This window comes from Erythrobacter sp., from assembly GCF_023653175.1.
In the GTDB taxonomy this organism is placed as follows: domain Bacteria; phylum Pseudomonadota; class Alphaproteobacteria; order Sphingomonadales; family Sphingomonadaceae; genus Erythrobacter.
In genome coordinates, this window is sequence record NZ_JAMNXL010000136.1 from 1 (window position 1) to 9,920 (window position 9,920).

Annotated in this window: 11 protein-coding genes and 2 pseudogenes; 8 read left to right on the forward strand and 5 right to left on the reverse strand. The window is 62.7% G+C overall.

Translation table 11 applies throughout. From position 1 onward, the window contains the following. The 8 genes and pseudogenes from NBV68_RS14035 to NBV68_RS14070 all read left to right on the forward strand — a co-directional run. Window positions 1–1,290 (forward strand): DUF3363 domain-containing protein (locus tag NBV68_RS14035; protein WP_296310767.1); only part of this gene is annotated, 1,290 nt, incomplete at its 5' end. A gap of 79 nt (window positions 1,291–1,369) precedes the next feature. Beyond that, complete coding sequence (locus tag NBV68_RS14040) at window positions 1,370–1,807, forward strand: antitoxin Xre-like helix-turn-helix domain-containing protein (protein WP_296310769.1); 438 nt, start codon at window positions 1,370–1,372, stop codon at window positions 1,805–1,807. Next, window positions 1,794–2,495: an RES family NAD+ phosphorylase gene (locus NBV68_RS14045; RefSeq protein ID WP_296310771.1), complete on the forward strand. Its 702-nt coding sequence runs from the start codon at window positions 1,794–1,796 to the stop codon at window positions 2,493–2,495. Before NBV68_RS14040 ends, NBV68_RS14045 begins: the two co-directional genes overlap by 14 nt. Before the next feature lie 112 nt (window positions 2,496–2,607). Continuing rightward, window positions 2,608–3,719, forward strand: a pseudogene (locus NBV68_RS14050) (type IV secretory system conjugative DNA transfer family protein); the annotation flags it as partial. Between the two features lie 116 nt (window positions 3,720–3,835). Continuing rightward, window positions 3,836–4,213, forward strand: a pseudogene (gene trbF / locus NBV68_RS14055) (conjugal transfer protein TrbF); the annotation flags it as partial. Next, the gene (trbG, locus tag NBV68_RS14060) at window positions 4,210–5,175 is read left to right on the forward strand and encodes a P-type conjugative transfer protein TrbG (RefSeq protein ID WP_296310773.1); all 966 of its coding nucleotides are present in this window, start codon (window positions 4,210–4,212) and stop codon (window positions 5,173–5,175) included. The pseudogene trbF and the gene trbG, both read left to right, overlap by 4 nt. Then, window positions 5,172–6,344, forward strand: coding sequence for a TrbI/VirB10 family protein (locus NBV68_RS14065; RefSeq protein WP_296310774.1), 1,173 nt, complete (start codon window positions 5,172–5,174; stop codon window positions 6,342–6,344). Before trbG ends, NBV68_RS14065 begins: the two co-directional genes overlap by 4 nt. Then, the gene (locus tag NBV68_RS14070) at window positions 6,341–6,568 is read left to right on the forward strand and encodes a DUF2274 domain-containing protein (RefSeq protein ID WP_296310775.1); all 228 of its coding nucleotides are present in this window, start codon (window positions 6,341–6,343) and stop codon (window positions 6,566–6,568) included. Before NBV68_RS14065 ends, NBV68_RS14070 begins: the two co-directional genes overlap by 4 nt. Here NBV68_RS14070 and NBV68_RS14075 read toward each other — a convergent pair. From NBV68_RS14075 to NBV68_RS14095, 5 genes are all read right to left on the reverse strand, one after another. Beyond that, window positions 6,556–7,449: a LysR family transcriptional regulator gene (locus NBV68_RS14075; RefSeq protein ID WP_296310776.1), complete on the reverse strand. Its 894-nt coding sequence runs from the start codon at window positions 7,447–7,449 to the stop codon at window positions 6,556–6,558. The genes NBV68_RS14070 and NBV68_RS14075 overlap by 13 nt on opposite strands. Before the next feature lie 207 nt (window positions 7,450–7,656). Beyond that, window positions 7,657–8,184: a nuclear transport factor 2 family protein gene (locus tag NBV68_RS14080; RefSeq protein WP_296310777.1), complete on the reverse strand. Its 528-nt coding sequence runs from the start codon at window positions 8,182–8,184 to the stop codon at window positions 7,657–7,659. 31 nt (window positions 8,185–8,215) lie between these two features. Then, on the reverse strand, window positions 8,216–9,124 hold the full coding sequence (locus tag NBV68_RS14085; protein WP_296310778.1) for a CopD family protein: 909 nt from the start codon (window positions 9,122–9,124) through the stop codon (window positions 8,216–8,218). Between the two features lie 31 nt (window positions 9,125–9,155). Further along, a complete protein-coding gene (copC, locus tag NBV68_RS14090) occupies window positions 9,156–9,545 on the reverse strand; it encodes a copper homeostasis periplasmic binding protein CopC (protein WP_296310780.1) in 390 nt (129 codons plus the stop codon). Window positions 9,546–9,561: 16 nt separating this feature from the next. After that, window positions 9,562–9,920 (reverse strand): copper resistance protein B (locus NBV68_RS14095; protein WP_296310782.1); only part of this gene is annotated, 359 nt, incomplete at its 5' end.

Below are 9,920 nucleotides of genomic sequence, written 5' to 3' on the forward strand. Positions count from 1 at the left end.
CTCCTGCTGCCTACCCGAGACCTGCTGACCCAGATGGAAAAGGATCTTGGCACCGGTCTCGACTGGGTCGCCGTTGACCATTGGAACACCGACAATCCCCACATCCACATTCTGGTCCGCGGCAAGGCCGACGATGGCCGCGACCTGGTTATCGACCGCAGCTACATCAGCGAGGGCATGCGGGCTCGCGCCGCGCATCTGGTGACCATGGAACTGGGCACCCGAACCCAGCAGGACATTGATCGAAGCTTGGCCCGCGAGGTGCAGGCCGATCGCTGGACCGGTCTTGACCGCCAGCTGCAAACGCTTGGTGATGGCCCCGGCGGCGTAGTCGACCTGCGCCCCGATCCGCAGCGGATCGCCAACCCGGTCAATCAGCATCTCATCGGCCGCGCCACGAAGCTCGAGCGCATGGGACTGGCAAACAAGATCGCGCCTGGCTGCTGGCGGTTGAAGCCAGCACTGGAGCAAACCTTGCGAGAGCTTGGCACCAGAGGCGATATCATCAAGACGATGCACCGCGCCATGACTGGGCACGGCCTTGCCGCTGAAGCGGGTCGATTTGCCCTTCACAATGAAAGGGCGAGCGAGCCCGTCATCGGGCGACTGGTCGAGCGTGGCCTGCACAATGAATTGACAGGTAAGGCCTATGCCGTGGTCGACGGCGTGGATGGCCGGGTCCATCATTGCAAATTCTCCGACATCGACATGACCGGTGATGCTGCGCCGGGCGCAATCGTCGAGCTGCGCGCCTGGACTGATCGGCGCGGCCGTGAGCAATCCTCGCTCCTGACCCATTCCGATTGCGATCTTGCTACCCAGCAGTGCAGCCGCGGAGCCACCTGGCTCGACAAGCAGTTGATTGCATCGGAGCCACTTACGCTCGGCACAGGATTCGGCAGCGAAGTTGAAGCAGCGAAAACGCGCCGGCTCGAATATCTGGAAGGCGAGGGCTTGGCTCATCGCCGCGGTGACCGGTTCGCCCTGTCCCGCAATCTGCTTGGCACATTGCGCGAGCGCGACCTTGCCGACGCTGGTGCCGCACTTTCGCGTGAGCACGGCCTGCCCTATCGCCAAAGCCGATCGTCCGGTGAGGTATCAGGCCTATATCGCCAGCGCATCCAACTTGCTTCGGGCCGGTTTGCGATGATCGACGATGGCCTTGGGTTTTCGCTTGTTCCCTGGTCAAAGCAGCTCGACCGGCAGCTCGGGCAATATGTGAGCGGCCAACCGCGGTCAGGTGGTGGCATCGAATGGACACTGGGCCGAAGCAGGTCGATCGAGATATGATGTGGCAAGCTGACCGGTATCGACCCATTCTTGACAATCGCACCATGTGATGCGTATACTCGCGTCAGGAGAAGCGATCATGGCGAGCACAGCATTCACCCATCAAGCGGCTCCGGCAGCGGCAGGCCTGCAGACCTTTTCGGGCGACGGCGACCGCAAGCGACTGACCGGCGCGGCGGTCAAGGCCGTGTTGCGGCTTGTCGATGCCTGGGGTGGCAGCAATGCCGAAGGTGCTGCGCTGCTTGGCGTGTCCGAGAGTACATGGGACCGGATCAAGGCCGGCAAATGGGATGGCACCTTGAGCCAGGACCAGCTGACCCGTGCCTCTGCCCTGATCGGTGTGTTCAAGGGGCTGCACCTGCTGTTCGCCGATGCGATGGCCGACCGCTGGCCGCGCTTGCCCAACCGGGCGCCGGTCTTCGGCGCGAAGTCGCCGGTCGAAGCGATGATTGAAGGCGGCATTCCCCGGATGCTCGAAACCCGGCAGTATATCGACGCGCTGCGTGGCGGGCTCTGAGCCGCAATCCGCACTGCCGCTGGTGCGTGAGGCATTCCCGCGCACCATCAGGCTTGTGGCCAGCGCGCGGCTGCGCGAAGCCGTGCTCGCGCCGCTGGCGGACGATTCCGACGAGTTGGTGCTGCTTGCCGAGATCGAAGGCGCGACCAGCGGGCGGTTGGTTGCCGAGGAGCGCGGGCTTGGCGCACTCAGCCCTGAAGAACTGGTTCACGGCGTCCCCCATTCCCGTTTCATCAACGCCAGTTTCGCTTATGCCAAACCGCGCGAGCCGATGCGCTTCAACCCTGCAGACCGCGGTGCATGGTATGCAGCGCTGGCGGTTGAAACCTGCATTGCAGAAGTCGGGCATCACCTAACCAAGGCACTTGCTGACGCTGGCGACTTCAACGCGGTTGTCGAATATGGCGAAATGCTGGCGAGCATGGCCGGCGTGTTCGTTGACCTGCGCGAGGCAGCGGATCATCCCGCGCTCGATGCCGACCCCGCGACCGGTTATGCTGCTGGCAATATCCTTGCCGCGCAGGCACGCGTCGAGGGCCACAACGGCATCATCTACCTCTCGGTCCGCCACGCAGGCGGCACCTGCATCGCTGCGCTCTGGCCAAACGTCGTGCAGTCGGTGGTGCAAGGCGCAATGGTTCGGCTGACTTGGTCGGGCACACCGGATTATGCGTGGGAGCCGATCTAACGATCTGCGCAAACCTGTCCGTTTCTACGCCAAGGCCTTCACAACCCAACTCCTCGCTTGCCAACTTCTCCGAAGCTCACCGACCTAAGCGTAAACGAAGCGGAGTTGCGACATGTCGGCTGCCAAAATCCTGTGGGGTCAAATCGTCGCGGTGCTGATCATCATTGTTGCGAGCGTTTGGTCCGCAACCCAGTGGACAGCCGCGGCGCTTGGCTTTCAGCCAGAGCTCGGCGCGCCTTGGTTCCACATGTTCGGCCATCCGGTCTATCGCCCCTATGACCTGTTCTGGTGGTGGTTCTCGTTCGACGCCTACGCTCCTAAGATTTTCGATACCGGGGGGATGATCGCCACCTCGGGCGGGTTCGTAGCAATCGTGGTGGCCATCGCGATGTCCGTTTGGCGCGGTCGCGAAAACCGCAACGCCAACACCTATGGCACTGCCCGGTGGGCAACCCGCGATGACATCCGCAAGGCCGGATTAATGGCCGACACCGGGGTAGTGCTCGGACAGTTTCAGAATAGCTATCTTCGCCACGACGGGGCCGAACATGTCCTTTGTTTTGCTCCGACACGCTCGGGCAAAGGCGTCGGCTTGGTGATCCCGACCCTGCTGACCTGGCCGGGATCGGCGATCGTGCATGATATCAAAGGCGAGAACTGGGATGTCACTGCCGGTTTTCGCAGCACGTTCAGCCGAACCCTGCGTTTCGATCCAACCAGTCTTGAATCGTCCGCTTACAATCCGCTGCTCGAGGTGCGCCGCGGTCTCAATGAGGTTCGCGACGTGCAGAACATCGCAGATATTCTGGTGGATCCGGAAGGCAGTCTCGAGAAGCGCAATCACTGGGAAAAGACCAGCCACGCGCTGCTGGTCGGCGCCATCCTTCATGTGCTTTACGCCGGTGCCGACAAATCTCTCGCTGGCGTCGCGGCTTCGCGACCAACGATGAGCGGACAGCCAAGCGGGTCTCCGAAGCGCTGGGCACAACCACGGAACAGCGGTCGATGAAGAACTATGCCGGGCACCGACTCTCGCCCTGGCTTGGCCACTTGATGATCTCGCGCTCCGAAACCGCTCGCGCACTCCTCACGCCCGGCGAGATCCTGCAACTGCCGCAGACCGACGAAGTCGTGCTTTTGTCTGGGGCGCCGCCGATCAAGGCGAAGAAGGCGCGCTATTATGCAGATCAGCGGCTGCAGTCCCGTGTGCTGACCGCCCCTGAGAGTTGCGGCCAACCCGTCGGTGCGCGCGCCACCGATGACTGGAGCGCTCTGCCCCCGATTGAGCCAAGCGCCAAATCAGCCCATGAACGCGGCCGCAGGATCGATCCTGCCAATGGCGGCTTATCGAGCAGGTACGCAGCATTCCTGACGATCCGATCATCGTTCGCCAGAACTGGCTGCGCGCCTATGACTTTGTCACCGACCGCGGCGCGCTCGTGCTCAACGACTATGCGCGGACCAATGATCCCTTCGCGCTAATTGGCCGCGAACAGGTCGGGATCGATGTCACCAGCGTCATCCGCGCCTCGCCGACCAGCTTCCGTGTTGCCTGGGTCGAACGCCGCTACCGCGATGGGAGCCTTGCCGAGACCAGTCGCTGGACCGCGATCCTGACGATCACCGTCCAAACCCCGCGCACCCCCGATGCCCTGCGCAAGAACCCGCTCGGCATTTTCGTCAATGCCATCAACTGGTCAAAGGAACTTGGCTCATGATCTCGCCCATTCCCGGTCGCCTTGCGGTGACCCTCCTGCCCGTCCTGCTTGGAACAACCGCCTGTCCGGCTTCAGCCCAAGTGGTGGCATCAGAACCGGCGCCAGTGGTCGCCGATGCGGGGACCACTGCGACAATTCAGACGCAATCCGAACCGCGGCGAGCCCCCTCCCCCGCCGCGCGCCGCTCCCAGCCATCCGCCCCCCGGGATCGGGTGGGAGCGGCAAACGCCGCCGCGCGCGTGCAGCCCGAGGGCGAGCAATTCATCAACGCGATCCAGAACTATGCCTGGGCTCCCGGCGCGCTCTATCAGGTCTATGCCGCGCCGGGACAGGTGACCGACATTGCGCTGCAGCAAGGCGAGCAGCTGGTTGGCGCCGGACCTGTTGCTGCCGGTGACACTGTGCGCTGGCTGATCGGCGATACCGTAAGCGGGCGCGGGGCCACTGCGCGCGTCCACATTCTGGTAAAGCCGGTCCGCTCCGACATCACCACCAACCTCGTCATCAATACCGACCGCCGCACCTATCATATCGAGCTGCGCGCCAATCCGTCGGTCTACATGGCGTCGGTCTCCTGGACCTATCCGCAGGACGAGCTGATCGCCTTGCAGCAGGCGCAGGAAGCCGAGGCGCGCGCCGCTCCGGTTGCCGCCAATATTCCGATCGAAGCGCTCAATTTTGCCTACCGCCTGTCGGGCGATCGGCCTGTGTGGCGCCCGGTGCGCGTGTTCGATGACGGGCGGCAGACCTTTATCGAATTTCCCGAAAGCGTTGCGCAAGGTCAGATGCCGCCGCTGTTCGGGCTTGGCGAAGGCAATCAGGCCGAGCTCCTCAACTACCGCGTATCAGGCCGCTTCATGATCGTCGATCGGCTGCTCGAGCGCGCCGAACTGCGCCTTGGCGACCGCCGTTCGCAGCAGCGCGTCGAGATCCGCAAGGAACGCCGGAGGACGCCGTCATGAGCGACGAAGCTGCCGCAACGCCAGAAGAGGCGGTCAAGCTGCGCGGCGATCCCCCGCGCGTCATGCGGCTGTCGCGCAAAGCCATCGGCATTGCCTCGGCCTGCGGCTTTGCCCTTGTCGGCGGTGCGCTGATCTATGCCCTGCAGCCCGCTAGCCAGGCCGAGCGCGAGGAGCTGCTCAACACCGAAGGCGCAGCGCGGCCCGATGCCTTGGCCGATGCCCCTCGCGACTATGGTGATGTCCCCAAGCTGGGCCCGCCCCTGCCCGGCGATCTCGGTGCGCCGATCCTGGCGGCACAACAGCGCGGCGATGTGGCTGAGCTTCCGCCGATCGGCGCTGCGCCGCCCAGCGGACCTGCGCCAACGCCAGCGCAGACGGCTGCCGAGGCGGAGCGGCAGCGGCTACTGCAGGAACGCAGTGCCGCGCGCGAAAGCCGCCTGTTCTTTGGTGGCAGTGCGGGGGCAGCTGCTGTCGGTGACGGATCGGAAGTTGCCGATGCCGGAAGTGGGCCGCCGGTGCCGCAGCTTGCAGCAGAGGCTCAGCGTCCCGCCTTTGCCGAGCGCCCCGCCGAGCGCCGGACGGTATCAGCGAGCCGGATCGAACCGCCTGCGGGCACCCATGTCTTGCAGGCGGGCAGCATCATTCCTGCAGCGCTGATCACCGGGATTCGTTCCGATCTTCCGGGTCAGGTCACCGCGCAGGTGACCGAGCCTGTCTATGACAGCGTCACCGGGGGCATTCTGCTCATCCCCCAGGGCTCGCGGCTGATTGGTGACTATAATGCCGACGTGTCCTTCGGCCAGCGCCGGGTTCAACTCGCATGGAACCGGCTGATCTTGCCCGATGGCCGGTCGATCGTGCTGGAACGCCAACCCGGCGGCGATCCGTCCGGCTTTGCCGGGCTGCAGGACGGCGTGGACTTTCATTGGGGCGGAGTTCTGCGCGCGGCGCTGGTCTCGACCTTGCTGGGCGTTGGCGGCGAGCTTGGCGCTGGCAATGACGACAATATCACACGCGCGCTGCGCCGCGGCTCGCAGGACAGCATCGGCCGTGCGGGCGAACAGGTGGTCAGTCGCGAGCTTGATGTCAGGCCAACCCTGACCATCCGTCCCGGTTTTCCGGTGCGCGTGCTGGTGACCCGTGATCTGATGTTGGGAGGCGGATCGTGACCCGATTGAAACTGGCCGATCTGGCGGACGAAAAGCCGGTCAAGGTAACCATCGAGCTTTCATCCCGCCTCTACCGCGACCTGCTTGCCTATGGCTTGGCGATCAACGGCGGCGATACCAAAGATGCTCCCACACCCGAACGACTGATCCCGCCGATGATCGAGCGCTTCATCGCGACCGACCGGTCCTTCGCCAAATTGCGGCGCTCGGGTCAGGCCGGGTAGCGTTCGCTGATCAGTTCGAAGAAGCGCTTCAGCGCTGGGTTATCGTTATCCTCGCGCCAGTAGAAGGCATAATCGAGGCGCGCAGCACCGCCTTGATCGATAATTTCCGCGAAGGTCAGTTCTGGCCAATGCACACCGATCGATGCTTCAGTGGCCAGCGTGATGTATCGCCCGAACGGGACCGTGCTCAAAACACTTTCCAGACTCGTGTCTTGCATGATCAAGTTCGCACGATAGCCCTGATCCGATAAGCGACGTTGCAGAATTCGGGCCATCGCAGAGCCTACACTTTGGCTGGGCAATACAAAGACCTGTCGGCGAAAATCACTCCAGTGAAGCCGGTCTGACTTGGCCAGTTGATGGTCTTTCGGAAAAGCGACAAGCAATCGTTCTGACCATGCCGAGCGCCGCGAGATGCCGGCGTCGTGCGCATCCGACGGCATCAGCGCGACGTCAATGATCCGGGCCTTCAGGTCACTGAGCATCCGCTCGGGATCGGCTTCGATCCCGTCAAACTGAATGTCGGGGTGACGCCGCATATATTCGCCAATGGTCGCGCGCATATTGCCGGCCATCAGGGACGCAGAAAAGCCGACCGCGATTCTGCCTTCTTCGCCATAGCTGACGGCGCGGGCTGTCGTCTGAAGATTGTCGATATCGGTGAGGATGCGCCGGGCAACGCTCAGGAATGCCTTGCCCTGTTCGGTCGGTATCGCGCCGCGCGTGCTGCGTTCAAAGAGCTTGATCCCTAGGCGGGCTTCCAAGGCGGCTATGCGTCTGCTCAAAGTCGATTGCTTGATCCGCAATGCTTCGGCGGCGCGTGAGAAATTCTGGGCATCGGCTGTCGCAACAGCAAATCTGAGCTGACGCACTTCGATCATAGGCTACGCGACCTTTATCATCTTCTCCCCGGCCGCATTATCACCAATAATCAGGATCACCCAAATTTTTCCAATGTCTTCAATAACCAGCGGGCAAGATCGCTGCCGCTACAAGCACGTATTCGTGCTCTTCGCACCCATTAATTCACTATGGGTCATCTCGCTCGAGACCTCAGATTTCCTGCCCGATGTGAAACGAAGATCGGTTCAGGATACATCGGCCGACGACCAGTGAATGTGTACGATACGCCATTGCCCGTTCACTTGCCGGAGCATCATCGTCTCGACCGACCGGCTGTTGATCGCACGCGTGCGGTACGTTCCGGTCACCGTTTCGACACTCATGACCCAGGCCATATCGCCTTGCATACCATGCGTGCGGCTGACCAGGGTTCGCGGCACTGCGGCGCTGAAGGCAGCGTCGGCTTCCAGATGATGGCTGGCATATTCGGCGCGGCTGTTTTCAACGCCGCCAGATTCGAAAATAACGATGTCTTCAGAAAGGTGCATCAGCGCCGCGTCCGTATCGCCGCTGGCAAGTGCAGCGTGGAAGGCCATGACAGTTCCGACCGGTGTTGCAGCGTCGATAGTGGCGCTCGGCGCTCCCGAGACCGGCATTCGCGGCGCATCATGCGCCCCGGGATGCGCAGCCGTCAGACTTAGCCCGATCGCTACCATTGCAGCGAGACGCGCCGCGCGCCGCCCTGCCAATTGACCCACTTCACTCTTTAACATGACCTTGTTCCTCCCTGTGTCCCGTTTGCATTTACATCATCATTGGCATCATTGGCGACATCGTGCCCAGCACGGCAACCAGACCGATTACACCGCCGGCCAGCAGCAGCTCGCCTGCCAGGCTTCTGCGAAGGCGCAACAATGCGGTATGGGGCTCGGCAGTCTCGTGGCGTTGGTCGAGAACCTCCCATCGTCCGATCGCGGCGTTTTGAGCACCGAACGCCAGCATCATGCCAACCAGTATGACTTTGGCGACCAGCAAGATGCCATAAGGCGTGGTCAAAACCGCCACGCTGTTCTCCAGTCCGAAGATCAACTGCGCGTTGATCACGCCCGTCAGTGCAGCTGCAGCGACCAGGCCGACGCCCAGCGGCGCGAACGCGTGCATCACGCGAAGCAGCGGCAAAGCAGGGATGAGATCGGGCTGCCGATGGGCTTTGACCGTAAGCATCAGGAACCAACATATTGCGCCCAGCCACAGGCTGGTCGCCAGCAGATGGACGCCATTGTTCAAACGGTGGAACAGGCCCAATCCGCCTTCAGTCGCAGCCGCATGGCCGCTCCAGCTGAGCGTCAGCAATGCGCCAGCGAAGCACATGGCCGCAATCAGCGTGGCTTGCCTCCCTGCTCGGTCTGCCAGCAGTGCGCAAAGGCCGGCGATCAGCAGCGCAAGGCGTACCAGAAACGCCATGCCCATCTCGGTGCCGATGATCATCGCCTCGATCATCGGCCAGTCGAGCGAAGCAATCGGCGCGCCCATCATCGCTGCAATCGACACAAGCATCAGCGCGATTGACAACAGCGGCGCACAAATGGCGACGAGGGTCAGGGCAGTCCTGCCCTCATCCTGCGACACCCACTCAAGGTGCCGCAGCTTCAGCAAACGAAACGCCGTCCAACCGAACAGGCAAAGCAGCGCACCATAATGCGCGAAGCGCAACCCCTGTTCAGTCCAACTCCCCACGCTGTGGTCAGCTGACGATGAAGTTGACGGTGCCGTTCATGCGATGCCCATCGGCTCCGGCGGCTTGCCAGCGCACCTCATAGGTTCCGGCGCGCAGCGGCTGCCGCAGGGTGAGCGTCATGGTCTTGTTGCCATTGCTCCAGGCCGTCGTGAAATTGCGGATCACCATCTCGCCGTGGTTCGCCATCCCAGGCATCGCGGTCATGACGATGCTGGCGGCGGCGGTCGGCGGCAACAAGGCTTCGCTGAATGTGAGGGTCACCGCCCGCGGGCGCACAACGGTTGCGCCCTCAGCAGGAGTCGAGGCCACGACGCGCGTATGGGCAAGCGCGATCGACGGGGCCGCAAGCGGCGCAGCAATCATGGCAATTGTGGCGAGGAGAGATGCGAATTTCATGGGGTATTCCTTTACTTCAAAACCAGAAACGGATGCCGACGAGATAATTGGTAACGCTGGGATCATCGCCGCGTGCGCGGGCGTAATCGGCGCTGCCGCCGAGGCGCCAGCTTTGTTCGATGCCGATATAGGGGGCAAACTCGCGGATGAATTCGTAGCGCAGCCGCACGCCGACCTCGACCGAGTCGATCCCTGAACCGATGCCGAGGCGCGGAATGTCCTGCGCCGACAGGTTCACCTCGGCGCGCGGTTGCAAGATCAGACGCTGCGTGATCCGCTGGTCGACCTCGCCCTCTATCCGCGCCGTGAGATCGCCGCGCTGTGACAGAAACAATGCGGCGTCGACTTCGAACATATAGGGCGAAAGCCCTTGCA

Coding starts and splice junctions, on each gene's coding strand:
- NBV68_RS14065 (WP_296310774.1), top strand. CDS start 5,172: ATGAGCGACGAAGCTGCCGCAACGCCAGAAGAGGCGGTCAAGCTGCGC.
- copC (WP_296310780.1), bottom strand. CDS start 9,545: ATGAAATTCGCATCTCTCCTCGCCACAATTGCCATGATTGCTGCGCCG.
- NBV68_RS14075 (WP_296310776.1), bottom strand. CDS start 7,449: ATGATCGAAGTGCGTCAGCTCAGATTTGCTGTTGCGACAGCCGATGCC.
- NBV68_RS14040 (WP_296310769.1), top strand. CDS start 1,370: ATGGCGAGCACAGCATTCACCCATCAAGCGGCTCCGGCAGCGGCAGGC.
- NBV68_RS14080 (WP_296310777.1), bottom strand. CDS start 8,184: ATGTTAAAGAGTGAAGTGGGTCAATTGGCAGGGCGGCGCGCGGCGCGT.
- trbG (WP_296310773.1), top strand. CDS start 4,210: ATGATCTCGCCCATTCCCGGTCGCCTTGCGGTGACCCTCCTGCCCGTC.